This window comes from Pseudomonas fildesensis (genome assembly GCF_001050345.1).
Classification (GTDB): Bacteria; Pseudomonadota; Gammaproteobacteria; order Pseudomonadales; family Pseudomonadaceae; genus Aquipseudomonas; species Aquipseudomonas fildesensis.
Window position 1 is genome coordinate 62,572 of sequence record NZ_LFMW01000012.1, and the last position, 19,452, is coordinate 82,023.

Annotated in this window: 20 protein-coding genes; 10 read left to right on the top strand and 10 right to left on the bottom strand. The window is 60.7% G+C overall.

Annotated elements, in window-relative coordinates:
* From ACR52_RS17450 to ACR52_RS17480, 7 genes are all read right to left on the bottom strand, one after another.
* Nucleotides 1-846: a carbohydrate ABC transporter permease gene (locus ACR52_RS17450; RefSeq protein ID WP_048726856.1), complete on the bottom strand. Its 846-nt coding sequence runs from the start codon at nt 844-846 to the stop codon at nt 1-3.
* Nucleotides 839-1,780 (bottom strand): carbohydrate ABC transporter permease, encoded by a 942-nt coding sequence (locus ACR52_RS17455; RefSeq protein ID WP_173439270.1) that lies wholly within the window; start codon nt 1,778-1,780, stop codon nt 839-841. The genes ACR52_RS17450 and ACR52_RS17455 overlap by 8 nt, the downstream gene beginning before the upstream one ends.
* A 96-nt stretch (nt 1,781-1,876) precedes the next feature.
* Nucleotides 1,877-3,163 (bottom strand): ABC transporter substrate-binding protein, encoded by a 1,287-nt coding sequence (locus ACR52_RS17460; protein ID WP_048726861.1) that lies wholly within the window; start codon nt 3,161-3,163, stop codon nt 1,877-1,879.
* Nucleotides 3,164-3,267: 104 nt separating this feature from the next.
* Complete coding sequence (locus tag ACR52_RS17465) at nt 3,268-4,527, bottom strand: D-mannose isomerase (RefSeq protein ID WP_048726864.1); 1,260 nt, start codon at nt 4,525-4,527, stop codon at nt 3,268-3,270.
* Between the two features lie 309 nt (nt 4,528-4,836).
* Nucleotides 4,837-5,682 (bottom strand): ATPase, encoded by an 846-nt coding sequence (locus tag ACR52_RS17470; protein ID WP_048726866.1) that lies wholly within the window; start codon nt 5,680-5,682, stop codon nt 4,837-4,839.
* A 127-nt stretch (nt 5,683-5,809) separates the two neighbouring features.
* A complete protein-coding gene (locus ACR52_RS17475) occupies nt 5,810-6,808 on the bottom strand; it encodes an NAD-dependent epimerase/dehydratase family protein (RefSeq protein WP_048726869.1) in 999 nt (332 codons plus the stop codon).
* A 99-nt stretch (nt 6,809-6,907) separates the two neighbouring features.
* The gene (locus ACR52_RS17480; RefSeq protein ID WP_048726872.1) at nt 6,908-7,804 is read right to left on the bottom strand and encodes a LysR family transcriptional regulator ArgP; all 897 of its coding nucleotides are present in this window, start codon (nt 7,802-7,804) and stop codon (nt 6,908-6,910) included.
* A 98-nt stretch (nt 7,805-7,902) separates the two neighbouring features.
* On the opposite strand from ACR52_RS17480, the gene ACR52_RS17485 reads away from it, so the two are divergent.
* The 6 genes from ACR52_RS17485 (at nt 7,903) to ACR52_RS17510 (ending at nt 14,997) form a co-directional block, all read left to right on the top strand.
* Complete coding sequence (locus ACR52_RS17485) at nt 7,903-8,304, top strand: ACT domain-containing protein (protein ID WP_048726884.1); 402 nt, start codon at nt 7,903-7,905, stop codon at nt 8,302-8,304.
* A 5-nt stretch (nt 8,305-8,309) separates the two neighbouring features.
* A complete protein-coding gene (locus ACR52_RS17490) occupies nt 8,310-8,909 on the top strand; it encodes a LysE/ArgO family amino acid transporter (protein WP_048726887.1) in 600 nt (199 codons plus the stop codon).
* A gap of 178 nt (nt 8,910-9,087) precedes the next feature.
* The gene (locus ACR52_RS17495) at nt 9,088-9,684 is read left to right on the top strand and encodes a superoxide dismutase (RefSeq protein WP_048726889.1); all 597 of its coding nucleotides are present in this window, start codon (nt 9,088-9,090) and stop codon (nt 9,682-9,684) included.
* A 182-nt stretch (nt 9,685-9,866) separates the two neighbouring features.
* A complete protein-coding gene (locus tag ACR52_RS17500) occupies nt 9,867-11,918 on the top strand; it encodes a putative bifunctional diguanylate cyclase/phosphodiesterase (RefSeq protein WP_048726891.1) in 2,052 nt (683 codons plus the stop codon).
* A gap of 129 nt (nt 11,919-12,047) precedes the next feature.
* Complete coding sequence (locus ACR52_RS17505) at nt 12,048-13,391, top strand: imelysin family protein (protein WP_048726893.1); 1,344 nt, start codon at nt 12,048-12,050, stop codon at nt 13,389-13,391.
* A 151-nt stretch (nt 13,392-13,542) separates the two neighbouring features.
* Nucleotides 13,543-14,997, top strand: a complete 1,455-nt coding sequence (locus ACR52_RS17510) for a TrkH family potassium uptake protein (protein ID WP_048726897.1) — start codon at nt 13,543-13,545, stop codon at nt 14,995-14,997.
* On the opposite strand, the gene ACR52_RS17515 is transcribed toward ACR52_RS17510, so the two are convergent.
* Nucleotides 14,954-16,012 carry an AraC family transcriptional regulator gene (locus ACR52_RS17515; protein ID WP_048726899.1) on the bottom strand — a complete coding sequence of 353 codons (1,059 nt, stop codon included), beginning with the start codon at nt 16,010-16,012 and terminating at the stop codon, nt 14,954-14,956. The two genes, ACR52_RS17510 and ACR52_RS17515, sit on opposite strands and share 44 nt — an antisense overlap.
* Before the next feature lie 160 nt (nt 16,013-16,172).
* On the opposite strand from ACR52_RS17515, the gene ACR52_RS17520 reads away from it, so the two are divergent.
* From ACR52_RS17520 to ACR52_RS17525, 4 genes are all read left to right on the top strand, one after another.
* Entirely contained in the window at nt 16,173-16,484 is a 312-nt protein-coding gene (locus ACR52_RS17520; RefSeq protein WP_048726902.1) for a DUF962 domain-containing protein, read from the top strand.
* A gap of 193 nt (nt 16,485-16,677) precedes the next feature.
* Entirely contained in the window at nt 16,678-16,806 is a 129-nt protein-coding gene (locus tag ACR52_RS31515; RefSeq protein WP_269084182.1) for a hypothetical protein, read from the top strand.
* Nucleotides 16,807-16,882: 76 nt separating this feature from the next.
* Nucleotides 16,883-17,056: a hypothetical protein gene (locus ACR52_RS30935; protein ID WP_173439272.1), complete on the top strand. Its 174-nt coding sequence runs from the start codon at nt 16,883-16,885 to the stop codon at nt 17,054-17,056.
* A 93-nt stretch (nt 17,057-17,149) separates the two neighbouring features.
* Nucleotides 17,150-18,346, top strand: a complete 1,197-nt coding sequence (locus ACR52_RS17525; protein ID WP_048726905.1) for an MFS transporter — start codon at nt 17,150-17,152, stop codon at nt 18,344-18,346.
* Here the strand turns inward: ACR52_RS17525 and arfB are convergent.
* Together arfB and ACR52_RS17535 are read right to left on the bottom strand one after the other, a co-directional pair.
* On the bottom strand, nt 18,343-18,756 hold the full coding sequence (gene arfB / locus ACR52_RS17530) for an alternative ribosome rescue aminoacyl-tRNA hydrolase ArfB (RefSeq protein WP_034109044.1): 414 nt from the start codon (nt 18,754-18,756) through the stop codon (nt 18,343-18,345). The genes ACR52_RS17525 and arfB overlap by 4 nt on opposite strands.
* A 12-nt stretch (nt 18,757-18,768) precedes the next feature.
* Entirely contained in the window at nt 18,769-19,452 is a 684-nt protein-coding gene (locus ACR52_RS17535; RefSeq protein WP_048726912.1) for a pentapeptide repeat-containing protein, read from the bottom strand.

Sequence of the window (19,452 nt, forward strand, 5' to 3'; positions counted from 1 at the left end):
TTACCCCTTGACCGCGCCGGCCGTGAGGCCGCGCACGAAATACTTGCCTGCGATCACATAGACCAGCAGGGTCGGCAGCCCGGCGATCATCGCCGCCGCCATATCCACGTTATATTCCTTGGCCCCGGTGCTGGTGTTGACCAGGTTGTTCAGCGCCACCGTGATGGGCTGGGAGTCGCCACTGGAGAACACCACACCGAACAGGAAGTCGTTCCAGATCTGGGTGAACTGCCAGATCAGGCAGACCATAATGATCGGGGTCGACATCGGCAGGATGATCAGACGGAAGATGGTGAAGAAACCTGCACCGTCCAGGCGTGCCGCCTTGATCAGCGCATCCGGAATGCTCACGTAGTAGTTACGGAAAAACAGCGTAGTGAACGCCAGGCCGTAGACCACATGGATAAACACAAGGCCGGTGGTGGTGCTCGCCAGGCCCATTTTGCCCAGCGTGAACGAGGCCGGCAGCAGCACGGTCTGGAACGGCAGGAAGCAGCCGAACAACAGCAAACCGAAGAACAGTTGCGAACCACGGAAGCGCCAGAACGACAGTACATAACCGTTCAACGCGCCGATGGCGGTGGAAATCATCACGGCAGGCACGGTGATCTTGATCGAGTTCCAGAAGTAGCCATCCACAGTGGCCCAGGCCTTGACCCAGCCAATGCCGGTGACCACGGTCGGCCAGCTCAGCAGGTTGCCGGTGCTGATGTCTTCCGGGGTCTTGAAACTGGTGAGCAACATCACCACCAGCGGCACCAGGTAAAGCAGCACCGCGAGGATCAGCACCGCGTAAATCGCGATGCGACTCAGGCTGATGGAAGGTTTGGCAGCGAGACTAGTCATTACGCTTGGTCCTCAGCTCGGAGTAGAGGTACGGCACGATGATCGCGAGGATCGCACCGAGCATCAGGATTGCACTGGCCGAGCCCATGCCCATCTGGCCACGGCTGAAGGTGAACGAGTACATGAACATCGCGGGCAGGTCGGACGAGTAGCCCGGGCCGCCAGCGGTCATCGCCGCCACCAGGTCGAAGCTCTTGATTGCAATGTGCGCAAGGATCATCACCGCACTGAAGAACACCGGGCGCAGGCTAGGCAGCACCACGCTCCAGTAGATGCGCGGCAGGCTCGCACCGTCGATCTGGGCGGCACGGATGATCGACTGATCAACGCCACGCAGGCCTGCGAGGAACATTGCCATGATAAAACCCGAGGCTTGCCAGACAGCGGCAATCACCAGGCAGTACACCACGCGGTCCGGGTCGATCAGCCAGTCCAGGCGGAAGCCTTCCCAACCCCAATCACGCAACAGTTTGTCCAGGCCCATGCCCGGGTTGAGCAGCCATTTCCAGGCGGTACCGGTGACGATCATCGAGAGCGCCATCGGGTACAGGTAAATGGTGCGGATAAAGCCTTCGCGACGGATTTTCTGGTCGAGGAAAATCGCCAGCGTCACGCCGATTACCAGTGTAATGCCGATAAACATCCCGCCAAACAGGGCCAGGTTCTTGCTCGCCACCCACCAGCGGTCGTTGTCGAACAGGCGCTGGTATTGCGCAAGCCCCGCCCATTTGTAGCTCGGCAGGAACGTGGACGTGGTGAACGACAGAACGAACGTCCACAGGATGTAGCCGTAGAAGCCCACCAGAACGATGAACATGCTGGGCGCCAGCACCAGTTTGGGTAGCCAGCGCTGCAGTGCATCGAACGGCGAGGCCTTGCTGAACACAGCAACAGAACTCATGGGGAAATCCAATACAGGGGAAAAGGACCGCATCCTGTAGGAGCCTGCTTGCCGGCGATTGCATCACCTCGGTTCAACTGGCAAACCGAGTAGCCCGCATCGCCGGCAAGCCGGCTCCTACACAGGGTTTTACTTGGCAGACTTGATCGCTGCGCCAAGTTTCTTGGCGGTGTCGGCCGGGTCTGCTTTCGGGTCGTTGATGAAGTTGGTCACGACATCAAAGAACGCACCCTGTACAGCAAGCGTGGTGGCCATGTTGTGGGCCATGCTTGGTTGCAGGCCGCCGGACTTGGCGTCAGCCAAAAAGTCTTTCGCAGCAGTCTGGGCGCAGGAGTCGAAGCCGAGCTTGTCCATTTCATTGAGCATGTCGGTACGAACCGGGATCGAACCCTTGTTGATGCTGAAGACTTTCTGGAAGTTCTCACCCAGCACGACTTTGGCGATGTCCTGCTGACCGGCAGCAGTGCCTTTGTCTTTCTGCTTGAACACCGCCAGGGAGTCGATGTTGTAGGTGAAGGCTTTGTCGGTGCCCGGGAAGGCTACGCACTCGTAATCCTTGCCGGCGACTTTCTTGGCGGCGGTCCACTCGGACTTGGCCCAGTCACCCATGATCTGCATGCCTGCCTTGCCGTTGATGACCTTGCCTGCTTCGAGGTTCCAGTCCTGGCCTTTGCCGTCGACGTCCATGTAGGTCGCGACTTTCTTCAGCTCGGTGAGCGACTTGACCATTTCCGGGCCAGTCAGCGCAGCGTTGTCCAGGTCAACCAGGGCTTTCTTGTAACCATCGGCACCCATCACCGACAGAACGACGGCTTCGAAAACGGTGCTGTCCTGCCAAGGCTGGCCACCGTGGGCGAGCGCAATGAAGCCCGCTTTCTTCAGCTTGTCGCCGGCTGCGTAGAATTCTTCGAGGGTGGTTGGATTCTTGGTGATAACGGCTTTCTTGAAGACTTCCGGGTTGATCCACAGCCAGTTCACGCGGTGGATGTTGACCGGTACGGCGACGTAGTCACCGTCGTACTTCACGGTGTCGGAGACTTTCTTGTCGAGCAGGGAGTCCCACTTCTCAGCCTTGGCCACGTCTTTCAGGACGTCGGTGTCGAGCAAGCCGGTGGACGCCCATTCCTGGATGTCCGGGCCTTTGATCTGGGCAACGCCAGGCGGGTTGCCGGCGACCGCACGGCTTTTCAGCACGGTCATGGCAGTGGCGCCACCGCCACCTGCGACGGCACCGTCTTTCCAGGTGAAACCGTCTTTCTCAACTTGGGCCTTCAGGACATCCACAGCCGCTTTCTCACCGCCTGAGGTCCACCAATGCACAACTTCAACCGTCCCTTTCGAGTCGGCGGCAAATGCACTGAGGGGAAACAACGAGGCAATGGAAATAGCGACGGCGAGGCGATTAATCGCGTTCATCTGAGTACCTTTTCTTGTTGTTATGCATGCAAGTCTAGAGCTTGCGCTGCACGGAGTTTAAACAGGGTTTTTTCAAGCGCAGGTAACAAAGGGATGCTCAAATGTCACCACTTGGTGACATAACAGCCTGTCCCCAATGCGCTGGCCATGCTGGGTGACAAGGGTAACGCAGGCAGTACGACCGCTTGCCACGCGTGATACAGGTCGGGTTTGCCGCCCCAAATCTTGCTGCTGGGCAGGTTGTGCGGGCTGAGTTCGTGGTGCCAGCTGCCGTGGATACGGTCGATAAAGTGAGTTTCACAAAACTCCCAGAAGCGCCGGTACCAGGTTTCGTAATGCAGCTCACCCGTGCGTTTGAGCAACGCCTGGGCGGCGGCGCTGGCTTCGGCGTGGGTCCAATGCAGGCGCTCGCGCACCACCGGCCGCTTGTTCCAGTCCAGGGTGTAGACGATGCCGGGGGCGCCATCCACCGCCCAGGAATACTCGCAGGCACTGGCGAACAGGCCTTTGGCGTCGTTCACCAGCCAGTCCGGCGTGGTTAGCCCGGCACTCAGGCGCGCGGCTTCCAGGTGCAGCACCAGCCGCGCCCACTCAAAACCGTGACCGGGGGTTATGCCATAGGGACGGAAGCCGTCGGCGGGGTTGTCTTCGTTGTAACCGAGGAGGGGTTTCCACTGGGCGTCGAAATGCTCGATCACCATGAACTGGTTGCCAGCAGCGTGGGTGTGGATCACGCGTTCGACGATGCGCAACGCGCGGTCGAGCCAGCGGGTGTCACCCGTGACATCGGCCAGGGCGAGGAAGGCTTCGGTGGCGTGCATGTTGCTGTTGGCGCCGCGATAGGCTTCGACGCCGCTCCAGTCCTGGGCAAAGGACTCGAGCATCACGCCCTCCTCCTCGCTCCAGAAGAACTGATCGATGATATGGATTGCATCGTTCAACAGCGTTTGCGCACCCGGCGCGCCAGCCACCACGGCAGAGCTTGCGGCCAGGGCAACAAAGGCGTGCAGGTAGGCGGCCTTGCCGGTATTGCCATCCAACGCGTGAGGCGCGGCGAACCAGCCACCGTGCTCGCTATCACGCAGGGGGCCACTCAGGGCGGCAACACCGTGCCCGACCAGCTCGGCGTAACCCGGCAAACCCATGGCATGGGCCATGGCGAAGCTGTGGGTCATGCGGGCGGTGTTCATGGTTTCGGGGTGGGCATCGACTGGCAGTTGGCCGTGGTCGTCCAGGTTGCCAAAACCGTCGGGCAGTCGAGAGGCCTTGGCGAAAGACAAAAGGCGCTGGCCTTCGTTGGCGAGCCAGGCGTGATGGGCAGGTGCGTTCAGCCAACTGCTGGCAGGCAGTGGTTGTGTGGTCATGGGTGGCCCTTATTATTTTTTGTGGGATGACCGGAGTCTAAACAAGGGCACGGCGGGGGCAAGTAACGAAGGGGATGGGAAATGTCACCATATAGTGACAATCTCCGATCGCTCCCACGCATTCGCCCGATTGCTCCCACGCACACCCCGATCGTTCCCACGCTCTGCGTGGGAATGCCGCCCTGGACGCTCCGCGTCCCGCGTCTGTGCATGGCTCAAACCCTACACATGGGTGGCGCAGAGCGCCACGGAATGTATTCCCACGCAGAGCGTGGGAACGATCATCGTGCGTCGGAACGATCGTTAGCCTTATTGACCGAGCGGCGTGATCTTCGCCGGTGCGTTGAGCTGCTGTTGCAGGTTCTGCACCTGGCTCTGCAAGGTGGTGATGTTGCGGGTGGTCTGGATGCGGAACACGTCGAACTCTTTGTTGGTCGGCGCATTGGCGTTGGCAGGCTGGTTATCCTGGGCGCTTTTGAGCACCACCAGGTCCTGTTCGAAGCGAGCGATGTCGGCGCTCGGGTTTCCCTGTTTTTTCAACGTGGCAACGTCGGCGACCAGTTCCTTGATCTCGGTATCGCGCTTGCCGGCATCGCCTTGCGCCGACTTGAGAGCGGCCACGGCGTCTGTCAGCGCTTGCACCTGCCCTTGCAGCTTGGCGTTGGCGCTCGACAGGTCGGTGGTACTGGCCGTCATTTGCGCCAGGCGCTTGTCCAGCTCGGTGGCCTGGCCGGCCACGCCGACTTGCTGCTTGCCCTGCTCCAGCAATTGGGTTTCCAACTGTTTGATCTGCAACTTCAGCGCCTCGCTGCCGTTGCTCACACTGGCTTCACTGGCCACGACCTTGCCGGAAATATCCTGCAGGCGCCCTGCCGCTTCTTCGCTGATGCGCGCAAAGCTTTCCTGGGTGGCGACCAATTGCTGGCCCATCAGGGAAATCTGCTGGAAGCTCCACCAGGCGAGGCCGGCAAAAGCGATCAGCAGCGCGCCGACCAAGGCCCAAAGTGGGCCAGTGCTGGCGCTTTTAACCTTGACCACCGGCGTGCTGCGCGAGCGTACGGACGTGGCGGGAGTCGGTACGAAGTCATCGTCATCCCCATTATCGGCCCGCAGGCTGGGAACATTGTCGAAGTCGTCGTTAGCATCGTTACGCATGAATCAACCCTGAATCGGTGAGATGGCTAGCTGGAAAGCCGAGCGACGCGAGTATAAACCGCAGTGACGTCGCACTGATCGACCCGGAAGCCTGAATTCGGTTCCCGATATGTTGCTGCTTGTGAGCTTACTTGAGCTGCGGATTCTGAGCTTTCCACCAACTGCAAAACTCGTCGAGGGCGGTCCACAGGCTGACCTTGGGCTCGTAATCCAGATAATGCCTCGCCCGGCTGATGTCGAGGGTGAAATCTTTGTTCATCACCTGCATGCCCAAGCGCGACAACGCCGGCTCCGGCCGCCCTGGCCACATCGCACAGAATGCCTCGTTGATGGCTGCCACGCTGTAGGACAAGCCGTAGGACCGATAACGGGTGACCTGAGGCATTTCCATTTGGCGCATCACGTAGTTCACCACATCCCACACGGGCACCGGCGCGCCGTTGCTGATGTTGTAGGCCTTGCCCAGCGCCGAACCGGTGGCGAGCAAACTGCTGAGCAGCGCTTCGTTGAGGTTGTGCACACTGGTGAAGTCGACCTTGTTCAGGCCGTCGCCGACGATGGCCAGGCGGTTCTTGCGCTGCATTTTCAGCAGGCGCGGGAAGATGCTCATGTCGCCGGCGCCGGTGACAAAACGCGGGCGCAGGGCCAGCACTTCGAGGCCGAACTCCTGGGCGCCGAAGACCTTTTGCTCTGCCAGGTATTTAGTAGCAGCGTAGGGATGTTTGAAGCGTTTGGGCACTTGCTCTTCGGTCAGCCCGAGGTGATCGCGCCCGTCAAAGTAGATCGACGGCGACGACAGGTGCACCAGGCGTCCGACACGCTGTTTGAGGCAGGCTTCGACGACGTTTTCGGTCACCAGCACATTGCCCTGGTGGAAGTCCTGATAACGCCCCCACAACCCGACAGCGCCGGCGCAATGCACCACGGCTTCAACATCGCGGCACAAGGTGCGCACCAGGTCGGCGTCGTTCAAATCCCCCTGGATAAACTCGGCGCCGCGCCTTACCAGGTGTTCCACACCTTCGGCGCGCCGCCCGTTGACCCGCACGTCCAGGCCCTGCTCCAGGGCGAAACGCGCAAAGCGCCCGCCGATGAAGCCGCTTGCGCCTGTGACCAGAATTTTCATGGAGCCTCCTACGGATGCAGTTGAAAGCCTCAAGCTAATAAGCTGCAAGTTAAATACGGTCTGCAAGCTCTTCTCTTGCAGCTTGCAGCTTGACGCTCGTCACTGTTCATACGACACCAACCATTGGCCACACGCCTTGGCCAGATGGTCGGTCAAGAGGCCCAACAGTTGCCCGCCACTGCGCCAATGATGCCAGTACAACGGCACGTCGATGGGCTTATCTGGCAATAACTCGACCAATACGCCCTTTTCCAGCTGGTCGCGCACCTGCAATTCCGGCACCAGGCCCCAACCCAGCCCGGCTTCCGTCAGGCGGATGAAGCCTTCGGACGACGGGCATAAATGGTGCTCGAATCCGCCGTCCACGCCGAGGGATGCGAGGTAGCGGTGTTGCAGGAAATCGTCCGGTCCAAACACCAGTGCCGGCGTTCTCGCGAGTTGATCGGCGCGCACGCCCTCGGGGAAGTGCCGCGCAATAAACGCCGGACTGGCCAGCGCCCGATAGCGCATGGCCCCCAGCAACAGGCTGCGTGCACCAGCCACCGGGCGTTCACTGGCGCAGATACAGGCCGCGACTTCACCAGCGCGCATGCGCTTGAGGCTGACGGTCTGGTCTTCCACCACCAGGTCCAGCAGCAGATGTTGCTCGGCGCAAAAACCGCTGACGGCCTCGGCCCACCAGGTGGCCAGGCTGTCGGCATTCAACGCAATGCGCAGGCGTTCGGGCATGCCCTCTTCGTCCAGTGCCGGCACCTGGCTTTGCAGGTCGCGTTCCAACAAGCGAACCTGTTGCACATGGTTGAGCAGGCGGCGACCGATATCGGTAGGCGTTGGCGGCGTGGAGCGCACCAGCACCGGCTGGCCGATGCGCGCTTCGAGCAATTTGATGCGCTGAGAGATCGCCGATTGCGACAGCCCCAGCACCTGTGCGCCGCGTTCGAAGCCGGCTTGTTCCACCACCGCCGCCAGGGCAGAGAGCAATTTATAGTCGAACATCAGTTTCTCTAATGAGCGATCAGCAATATTGGTTTTTCTTATACAGCCTGCCCCATGAGAATAGCCAGCATTGCGTCTCTCTTTATAAGGAACCTCACATGGCTGGCGAAACCGCCCTGGCAACCCTGCTGCGCAGCATGAGCCCGCACTTGAATGACGGTGATTATGTGTTCTGCACCCTGCCCGATAACCGCATCCCAGCCGGTTGTGAGGTGATCGGCAGCTTTCGCGAACAGGAAGGCCTGACGCTGATCCTTGAGCGCCAGCACGCCGAGCAGGCCGGGCTGGCCTTCGACTATGTGGCGGCCTGGATCACCTTGAACGTGCATTCGGCGCTGGAAGCGGTAGGCCTGACCGCCGCGTTCGCCAGCGCGCTGGGCAAGGCCGGTATCAGTTGCAATGTGATTGCCGGTTATTACCACGACCACCTGTTTGTCGGACGCACCGATGCCGAGCGCGCCATGGGTGTATTGCGGCAATTGGCGACGGACGCGGAGTAAACCTTATGTGGCAAAGCTATCTGAACGGGCTGCTGGTCGCCCTCGGCCTGATCATGGCCATCGGCACGCAAAATGCGTTTGTATTGGCGCAAAGCCTGCGCCGTGAACATCACCTGCCCGTGGCGGCGTTGTGTGTGGTGTGCGATGCCTTGCTGGTGGCGGCCGGGGTATTCGGCCTGGCGACGGTACTGGCGCAAAACCCGCTGCTGCTGGCGATTGCCCGCTGGGGCGGCGCGGCCTTTCTGTTGTGGTACGGCACCCTGGCGTTGCGCCGGGCGTTTTCCAAACAGAGCCTGGAGCAAGGGGGCAACCTCAAGGTGCGCTCTTTGCGGGCCGTGATGCTCAGCGCCTTGGCCGTGACGTTGCTCAATCCCCACGTGTACCTGGACACGGTATTGCTGATCGGCTCACTGGGCGCCCAACAAACCGAACCCGGCGCCTACGTGGCCGGCGCCGCCAGCGCTTCGTTCCTGTGGTTCGCGACCCTGGCACTCGGTGCCGCATGGCTGGCCCCTTGGTTGGCACGCCCTGCTACCTGGCGCCTGCTGGACCTGCTGGTGGCAGTGATGATGTTCAGCGTGGCCTATCAACTGATCGCCGCCTGAGGATTATTCCAAAACGCTCTGGAACCTCTATCCCACACAGTTGTTGCGTGGTTATGCCGCAACCCCGGTGCTATGATCCTGCCCCTGCGCCGCAAAGAGTACAAACTCCCCGGCGCTTGTTTGGCCGCCCGTGATCGGCCTTGCGCTCACCGCAACTGACCTGATTAGGAGAATCATCATGGCTTTCGAATTGCCGCCGCTGCCCTACGCACACGATGCCCTGCAGCCGCACATTTCCAAGGAAACCTTGGAATTCCACCACGACAAGCACCACAACACCTACGTCGTGAACCTGAACAACCTGGTGCCAGGCACCGAGTTCGAAGGCAAGACCCTGGAAGAAATCGTCAAGTCTTCTTCGGGCGGCATCTTCAACAACGCCGCTCAGGTCTGGAACCACACTTTCTACTGGAACTGCCTGGCGCCAAACGCCGGTGGTCAACCTACCGGCGCGCTTGGCGACGCCATCAACGCTGCGTTCGGTTCGTTCGACAAGTTCAAGGAAGAGTTCACCAAGACTTCGGTCGGCACCTTCGGTTCCGGTTGGGGCTGGCTGGTGAAAAAGGCTGACGGTTCCCTGGCCCTGGCCAGCACCATCGGCGCCGGCAACCCGCTGACCAGCGGCGACACCCCGCTGCTGACCTGCGACGTCTGGGAACACGCTTACTACATCGACTACCGCAACGTGCGTCCAAAGTATGTGGAAGCGTTCTGGAACCTGGTCAACTGGAAGTTCGTGGCTGAGCAGTTCGAAGGCAAGACCTTCACTGCCTAAGCAACGCTTGCAGTAGAAAGAGCCCGGCGATTGCCGGGCTTTTTTATGGGCGTTTTAAGCAAAACCGATCACATTGCCAACTTCCAGACAGGGCCCGGCGCAATGTCCCTTTGACTGCCATCACGGGATTGCCAATACTCATGGCATATTGAGGCCACCCGCATGGAACAAGGAATGACCCTTTGAAGCTGGAACTCAAGAACAGCTTGTCGGTGAAGTTGCTCCGGGTTGTGCTGCTGTCGGCACTGATCGTAGGCATGGCGCTGAGCGTGGCGCAGATCGTTTTCGATGCCTACAAGACGCGCCAGGCCGTAGCCGGTGATGCCCAGCGCATCCTCGACATGTTTCGCGACCCCTCGACCCAGGCCGTCTACAGCCTGGACCGCGAGATGGGGATGCAGGTGATTGAAGGCCTGTTTCAGGATGACGCAGTGGGCATGGCCTCCATCGGCCACCCCAACGAAACCATGCTCGCCGAAAAAAGCCGAGCCTTGCAGCAATCCTCCAGCCGCTGGTTGACCGACCTGATTCTGGGCCAGGAACGCACGTTCAACACCGCATTGGTCGGCAAAGGCCCCTACAGCGAGTATTACGGCGACCTGAGCATCACCCTCGACACCGCCACTTACGGCAAGGGCTTTATTATCAGCTCGGTGATTATCTTCATTTCCGGGGTGTTACGCGCCTTGGCCATGGGCTTGGTGCTGTACCTGGTGTATCACTGGCTGCTGACCAAGCCGTTGTCGCGGATTATCGAACACCTGACGTCGATCAACCCCGACCGCCCAAGCGAACACAAGATCCCGCAACTCAAGGGCCACGAACACAATGAGCTGGGACTGTGGATCAACACCGCCAACCAGTTGCTCGAATCCATCGAACGCAACACCCACCTGCGCCACGAAGCGGAATCCAGCCTGTTGCGCATGGCCCAGTACGACTTCCTCACGGGCCTGCCGAACCGCCAGAAGCTGCAGGAGCAACTGGACAAGATCCTGATCGATGCCGGCCGCCGGCAACGCCGCGTAGCGGTATTGTGCGTAGGGCTGGACGACTTCAAAAGTGTCAACGAACAGTTCACCTACCAGGCCGGTGACAAATTGCTGCTCGCCCTGGCCGACCGCCTGCGCGCGCACAGTGGCCGCCTCGGCACCCTGGCGCGTCTCGGTGGTGACCAGTTCGCCCTGGTCCAGGCCGATATCGACCAGCCTTACGAAGCCGCCGAACTGGCACAGAGCATCCTCGATGACCTGGACGCCGAGTTCGCCCTCGACCACGAGCAGATTCGCCTGCGCGCCACCATCGGCATCACCTTGTTCCCGGAAGACGGCGACAGCACCGAGAAGCTGCTGCAAAAAGCCGAACAGACCATGACCCTGGCCAAGAGCCGCTCGCGCAATCGCTATCAGTTCTATATCGCCAGCGTCGACAGCGAAATGCGCCGCCGCCGTGAACTGGAAAAAGACCTGCGCGATGCCTTGAGCCGCAACCAGTTTCACTTGGTGTACCAGCCGCAGATCAGCTACCGCGACCACCGCGTGGTCGGCGTTGAAGCGCTGATCCGCTGGCAGCACCCGGAACATGGCCTGGTGCCGCCGGATTTGTTTATCCCACTGGCGGAACAGAACGGCACCATTATTGCGATTGGCGAATGGGTGCTGGACCAGGCCTGCCGGCAATTGCGCGAATGGCATGACTTGGGCTTCACCGAGCTGCGCATGGCGGTCAACCTGTCCACCGTGCAACTGCACCACACCGAGTTGCCGCGCGTGGTCAACAACCTGATGCAGATCTACCGCCTGCCGCCGCGTAGCCTGGAACTGGAAGTGACCGAGACCGGCCTGATGGAAGACATCAGCACCGCCGCCCAGCACCTGTTGAGCCTGCGCCGGTCCGGGGCGTTGATCGCCATTGATGACTTCGGCACCGGCTATTCCTCCCTGAGCTACCTGAAAAGCCTGCCGCTGGACAAGATCAAGATCGACAAGAGCTTCGTCCAGGACCTGCTGGACGACGATGACGATGCCACCATCGTGCGGGCGATTATCCAACTGGGCAAAAGCCTGGGCATGCAGGTGATCGCCGAAGGCGTGGAAACCGCCGAACAGGAGGCCTACATCATCTCCGAGGGCTGCCACGAAGGTCAGGGTTACCACTACAGCAAACCCCTGCCGGCACGGGAGGTGGTGGCTTATTTGAAGCAGTCCGAACGCAATAACGCGGCGATTCTCTGACTCCAGCAAACAATACTGAATATTTCCTGCGTTTAAACCTTTACACAAAATGCAAATCTTTCGCATTATGTTACAGCTTTTTGCGCGCCCCCCGCGCGCCCCATCAACAACCGAAGCAGGATGTTCGCCATGATTCGTATGCCCCTGGCCACCGCCAGTCTGCTGGCCATTGCCATTTCTCTCGCCGGTTGCGGCGAAGGTAAAGACAAGGCCGCCGCGCCACAAGCGCCGACCCCGGCTGCCAGCACTACCGCTCCAGCGGCTGCCACCCCTGCCGGCCAGGTCGACGAAACGGCCGCCAAAGCTGTCGTCGCGCATTACGCTGACATGGTGTTCGCGGTGTACAGCGATGCCGAGTCCACGGCGAAAACCCTGCAAACCGCGATCGATGCGTTCCTCGCCAAGCCAAACGCCGACACCCTGAAAGCCGCGCGTACCGCCTGGATCGCCGCACGCGTACCGTACCTGCAGAGCGAAGTGTTCCGCTTTGGCAACACCATCATCGACGACTGGGAAGGTCAGGTGAACGCCTGGCCCCTGGACGAAGGCCTGATCGACTACACCGACAAATCCTACGAGCACGCCCTGGGTAACCCAGGCGCCACGGCCAACATCATCGCCAACACCGAGATCCAGGTCGGCGAAGACAAGGTCGACGTCAAGGACATCACCCCGGAAAAACTCGCCAGCCTCAATGAGCTGGGCGGTTCCGAAGCCAACGTCGCCACCGGCTACCACGCGATCGAATTCCTGCTCTGGGGCCAGGACCTGAACGGCACCGGCCCTGGCGCGGGCAACCGTCCTGCGTCGGACTACCTGACCGGCGACGGTGCCACAGGCGGCCACAACGAGCGTCGCCGCGCCTACCTGAGCGCTGTGACCCAACTGCTGGTGAGCGACCTGGAAGAAATGGTCGGCAACTGGAAACCCAACGTCGAAGACAACTACCGCGCCACGCTGGAAGCCGAACCGGCTACCGACGGCCTGCGCAAAATGCTGTTCGGCATGGGCAGCCTGTCCCTCGGCGAATTGGCCGGTGAGCGCATGAAGGTTTCCCTGGAAGCCAACTCGCCGGAAGACGAGCAGGATTGCTTCAGCGACAACACCCACTACTCGCACTTCTACGACGCCAAGGGCATCCGCAACGTCTACCTGGGCGAGTACACCCGCGTTGACGGCACCAAAATGACCGGTGCCAGCCTGTCGTCCCTGGTGGCCAAGGCCGACCCGGCTGCCGACACGGCGCTGAAGGCTGACCTGGCCGCTACCGAAGCGAAGATCCAGGTCATGGTTGACCACGCTGCCAAAGGCGAGCACTACGACCAGTTGATCGCCGCGGGCAACGATGCGGGCAACCAGATCGTGCGTGATGCGATTGCTGCGCTGGTCAAGCAGACCGGTTCGATCGAAGCCGCTGCCGGCAAGCTGGGGATCAGCGACCTGAACCCCGACAATGCTGATCACGAGTTCTGATCAACGCAGTGTTGAATGAGGCGACCTTCGGGTCGCCTTTTTTATGCACTATCCCTGCCTCTACAAAATCCATGTCGTTCCCAAGTGCGCCGGTTTACATGCCCTGCACCGCAGGTAGAATGACGCCTCTGCCCTATCTCGAGCGAACTTCATGGCGTTGCCGACCCTACGCATCATCGGTTTCATCCTCGGCATCTTCCTGATCACCCTCGCGATCGCCATGGTCGTGCCCATGGCCACCCTGGTGATCTTCGAGCGCACCAGCGACCTGCCCTCGTTCCTCTGGGCCAGCCTGATTACCTTTATCGCCGGCCTCGCACTGGTAATCCCCGGCCGTCCCGAGCATGTGCACCTGCGCCCACGGGACATGTACCTGTTGACGGTGAGCAGCTGGGTGGTGGTGTGCGTGTTCGCCGCACTGCCGTTTTTGCTGACGCAGCACATCAGCTACACCGACTCGTTTTTCGAAAGCATGTCCGGCATCACCGCCACCGGTTCCACGGTATTGAGCGGGCTGGACACCATGTCGCCGGGCATCCTGATGTGGCGCTCGCTGCTGCACTGGCTGGGCGGCATCGGTTTTATCGGCATGGCGGTGGCGATCCTGCCGCTGCTGCGCATTGGTGGCATGCGCCTGTTCCAGACTGAATCGTCGGACCGCTCGGAAAAGGTCATGCCTCGCTCGCACATGGTGGCGCGGCTGATCGTGGCGGCGTATGTGGGCATCACGATCCTCGGTAGCCTGGCGTTCTGGTGGGCCGGAATGGGCCTGTTCGATGCGATCAACCATGCGATGTCGGCGATTTCCACCGGCGGGTTTTCCACCTCCGATGAATCCCTGGCGCACTGGAAACAACCCGCCGTGCACTGGGTGGCGGTAGTGGTAATGATCCTCGGCAGCTTGCCGTTTACCCTGTATGTCGCCACGTTGCGCGGCAACCGCCGGGCGCTGATCAAGGATCAGCAGGTGCAGGGTTTGCTCGGTTTGCTGGTGGTGACATGGCTGGTACTCGGCACCTGGTACTGGTGGACCACCAACCTGCATTGGCTCGACGCCCTGCGCCATGTGGCCTTGAACGTCACGTCGGTGGTGACCACCACCGGTTTTGCACTGGGGGACTACAGCCTGTGGGGCAACTTCTCACTGATGCTGTTTTTCTACTTGGGCTTTATCGGCGGCTGTTCGGGCTCCACCGCCGGCGGGATCAAGATCTTCCGTTTTCAGGTCGCCTATATCCTGCTCAAGGCCAACTTGAACCAGTTGATTCACCCGCGCGCGGTGATCAAGCAGAAGTACAACGGCCACCGTCTCGACGAAGAGATCGTGCGCTCGATCCTGACGTTCTCGTTTTTCTTCGCCATCACCATCTGCGCCATCGCCCTGGCCCTGTCGCTGCTGGGCCTGGACTGGATGACCGCGCTGACCGGCGCCGCCAGCACCGTGTCGGGCGTCGGCCCGGGCCTGGGGGAAACTATCGGTCCGGCCGGTAACTTCGCCAGCCTGCCGGATGCGGCCAAGTGGATCTTGTCGCTCGGCATGCTGCTGGGCAGACTGGAGATCATTACGGTGTTTGTTCTGTGCATTCCGGCGTTCTGGCGTCACTGACCGTCGACGTGTCCAACAACCGCGCCCGGTACTCGCCGGGCGTGGCATCGAACCAGCGGCGAAACGCGCGGAAGAAGTTGCTCGGGTCGGCAAAGCCCAACAGGTAGGCAATTTCCAACAGGGTCATGCTGGGCTGCGCGAGGTATTGCTCGGCCAGTTCTCGACGGGTGTCGTCGAGCAACGTCTGGAAGCTGGTGCCCTCCTCCTGCAACCGCCGCTGCAAGGTGCGTTGGGACAGGTGCAGCGTCTGGGCAACTACTTCACGCTTGGGCTCGCCCTGAGGCAACAGGCGGCACAGCACTTGCCGCGCCTTGTGGGTCACGCGGCTTTCGGAGAAACGCGCCAGGTATTCACCGGCAAAGCGGTCATGCAACACCGCCATGGCTTCGTTGGCCGTGGGCAGCGGCGCGTCCATATCATCGCGTTCAAAAATCAGCGCGTCATACGGCGCGTTGAATTCCAGCGGCGCGTGGAACGCTTGCTTGTAGGGCGCAAGGTCAGCCGGTTGCTCACCTTGCAACAGCACCTTGCGCGGTTGCAGGGTGCGCCCCGTCAACCAGCCGCACAGCGCCAACGCACTGGCCAGCGAGGCTTCGGCGCTTTGCCGGGTAGGTGGGAGGTGATCGCCGTGCACCGTCAGAATCAGCGCATAGCCTTCGGGCAACAGTCGGAAACTCAAGTCGGCGCTTTCGGCGATGATCCGCTGGTAGCGCACCAGGCGCATAAAGCCTTCAGCCAGGGTGTTGCTGGACATCAGCGCATAACCGGCCACATGAAACGATGCCGGGCGCACCACCTTGCCCATGTTCAGGCCAATCGCGGGGTTGCCCGACAACTCCACCGCGCGCTGCCAGAGCCGGGTCATGGAGTCTTGCGGAAAGCGAGCATCAGGGTCTTTGAGGGCGGTATAGTCCAGGCCCAGTTGCTTGAACAAGGCACGGCAATCCAGGCCGTCCATTTCCAATGCCTTGACTATCCCCATCGCCCAGCTTGCAGAAGTTGTTCGTTCGCTCATGGCGTCTTCTTAATAAAGCAGGCTGAAACTACAGCCAGGAAGCCAAGGATACTAAAGTGGCATCTATTGTCACTGGCTGTTACCACTGATCACTCTAGACTCAAATAAGCTCCCCGCCGAACATCTGTCGGTCGGTACAACAATCAAAAGGCTGGCCACCGTGGAAAACGTCAAGCGATTCAACAGCTTCGCCGAGTTTTACCCCTATTACCTGACTGAGCACGGCAACAGCACGTGTCGGCGCCTGCACTTTATCGGCACCACGCTGGTGATCGGCATTCTGGCGTATGCCGTCGGCAGAGGCTCCTTGGGCCTGATGCTGGCCGTGCCGATTGCCGGCTACGGCTTTGCCTGGGTCGGCCACTTCTTTTTCGAAAAGAACCGCCCGGCGACCTTCCAGCATCCGCTCTACAGCCTGTTGGGGGATTTTGTCATGTACCGCGACATGATTCTGGGCAAGGTACCCTTTTAAATAGGCGCCCTTTTAAACAGGTGCCCTTCTGACGGTGTGACCTCTTGTCACTTGCGTTTAAGCGATGAAGGTTCGTACATCCGTCGATATAAAAGTCTTTTTGTCATTTACAGTGCTGTATCCTGCCAAGGCTCTTTGAGAGCGCGGAATCACCTGCGATTGAAAACCACAGACCTTGCGAGGAGCGACGACGATGCACGAGATACCTAATCTCCCCTTCCCAAGCCTGCACGAAACTGAGCAGCCAACACCGCAGCAGGCAAGCACCAAGCAGCCTGAGGCCAAAGAAGCAAAACCAGTCGACAGCAAAAGCCAGGACTGACGCCGTACCAGACCGTGTGGAAAGCGCAGCGTTTTGAGCGCTTTCCACACTGCCTGAATCACCCCGGATACCCGCCATGACCGATACCCTCCCCGACACCGCCGTACTCGACGCTGCGCTGCAGATGGTCGAAGTGTGGAACCGCCTCAGCGCGGACAAACAAGCCGTGCTGCTCAAGCGCTTCGGCACCCAGGAGAATGCCCTGGCAGCCCTGGTCACCACCCAATTGCTCGCCGCTGCAAAAGCCTGATCTGAGGTTTTTGCGTTTTGCCGCCCTGCCCGGGCCAAAGCATCGGTATCATTAGCAGCCTATCTTTACCTGCTGCGACAGTGGACCTTTCCCATGCCAGATACCCAGCGCCCCATGGCGGTCACGCTGCAAGTTGTTTCCATCGTGCTGTTTACCTTTATTGGCTACCTGAATATCGGCATTCCCCTGGCCGTCTTGCCGGGCTATGTCCACAGTGAGCTGGGCTTCGGCGCAGTAATCGCGGGGCTGGTGATCAGCGTGCAATACCTGGCCACCCTGCTGAGCCGCCCTTACGCCGGGCGGATGATCGATACCCTCGGCAGCAAACGCGCGGTGCTGATTGGCCTGGTGGGCTGTGGCCTCAGCGGTGTGTTCATGTTGCTCGCAGCGTGGTTTTCCAACCTGCCGGCCCTGAGCCTGGCCAGCCTGTTTATCGGCCGACTGGTGCTGGGCAGCGCCGAAAGCCTCGTGGGCTCGGGCGCCATCGGCTGGGGCATTGGCCGGGTTGGCGCGGCGAATACCGCCAAGGTGATCTCCTGGAACGGTATCGCCAGTTACGGCGCGCTGGCGGTCGGCGCGCCGTTGGGCGTGGTACTGGTCAGCCAGTTCGGGCTCTGGAGCATGGGCGTCAGCATCATCCTGCTGGCCGTGGTCGGCGTGCTGCTGGCCTGGCGCAAAGAACCTGCGCCGATTGTGGCCGGTGTGCGCTTGCCGTTCATAAACGTACTGGGCCGGGTTTTGCCTCATGGTTGCGCATTGGCCTTGGGCTCCATCGGCTTTGGCACCATCGCCACGTTCATCACCCTGTATTACACCACCCAGCATTGGGATAACGCGGTGTGGGCCCTGAGCCTGTTCGGCGCCAGCTTTATCGGCGCGCGCCTGCTGTTCGGCAACCTGATCAACCGGATCGGCGGCTTTCGCGTGGCGATCGCCTGCCTGTCGGTAGAAATTCTAGGCTTGCTGTTGCTGTGGCTGGCGCCGGATGCCCACTTGGCCCTGGCCGGTGCGGCATTGAGCGGCTTCGGCTTTTCCCTGGTGTTTCCGGCCTTGGGGGTGGAAGCGGTCAACCTCGTGCCGGCGTCCAGCCGCGGTTCGGCGGTGGGGGCGTACTCGCTGTTTATCGACTTGTCCTTGGGCATCACCGGCCCGCTGGCCGGGGCCGTGGCGGCAGGCTTCGGCTTTGCATCGATCTTCCTGTTCGCCGCCCTCGCAGCCGCAGGTGGTTTGCTGCTGAGCGTGTACCTGTACCGACAGGCGCCCAAAGCCCGCGAGGCACGCGGCGCCTAGAAGTCGACCTTGCCGCGCCCGGCCTTGATGCTGCCGCGCTTGGTCTTGGATTCCAGGCGACGCTTCTTCGAGCCCAGGGTCGGCTTGGTCGGTCGGCGCTTCTTCTCGACCTTGGTGGCGCTGAGGATCAACTCCACCAGACGCTCCAGCGCATCGGCGCGGTTCTGTTCCTGAGTGCGGTATTGCTGGGCCTTGAGCACCAGCACGCCTTCGCTGGTGATACGGCTGTCGCGCAGCGCCAGCAGCCGTTCCTTGTAGAAATCCGGCAACGACGACGCCGGAATATCAAACCGCAGGTGCACCGCGCTCGACACCTTGTTGACGTTCTGCCCACCGGCGCCCTGGGCGCGAATGGCAGTCAGCTCGATCTCGGCGTCGGGCAGGTGCACGTTGTTGGAAATCACCAGCATCAATCAAAAACCTTAAGCAACGGATAAGCCCAACTCGGACAACAACATCGACGCCTGGGCTTTGGAAATCACGGCGCCTTTGAACAGTTTGGCATCATTGAGGCGAAACCCGCTCAAATCCGCACCACGCAGGTCGGCACCGGCGAAATTGGCGCCGTTGATACGGGCGTGGGCGAGGCTGCAGTCGATCAGTTCAGCTTTACGAAAATCTGCATCCGACAAATCGCTGTCAGAAAAATCCAGGTTGTTCAGCACGGTTCGGGCAAACGACAGCCCGGACAAAAAGGCGCTGTTCAGGCGGGTCTCGCTGAAACTCAGCCCCAGGGACGCGCAATGAGTAAAGTTGGCACCGGTCAGCTTGCAGTGGGCGAAGTTTACCTGGGGCAGTTTGCTGCGCTGCCAGCGCGTGTTGTTCAGGTCGCAACTGTTGAACTGGGCTTCCAGCAGGTTCGCCGCTTCGAAGATGGCATGACCGGCACGGCAACTTTTCCACTGGGTACCTTCCAGGCGCGAACCGAGGAAAGAGGTCTGGACCAGGATGCAGCGCTCGAACACCCAGTGATCGAGCACCATCCGCGACAGATCGGCTCCGCTCAGGTCCACGCCAATCAGGCGCAGGGGACCGCTGTGCTGGTCGATCAGCTCTTCCAACTCTTCACGCTGCAAAGTGCCGCCGTCGATATCGGTGTGCTGCAT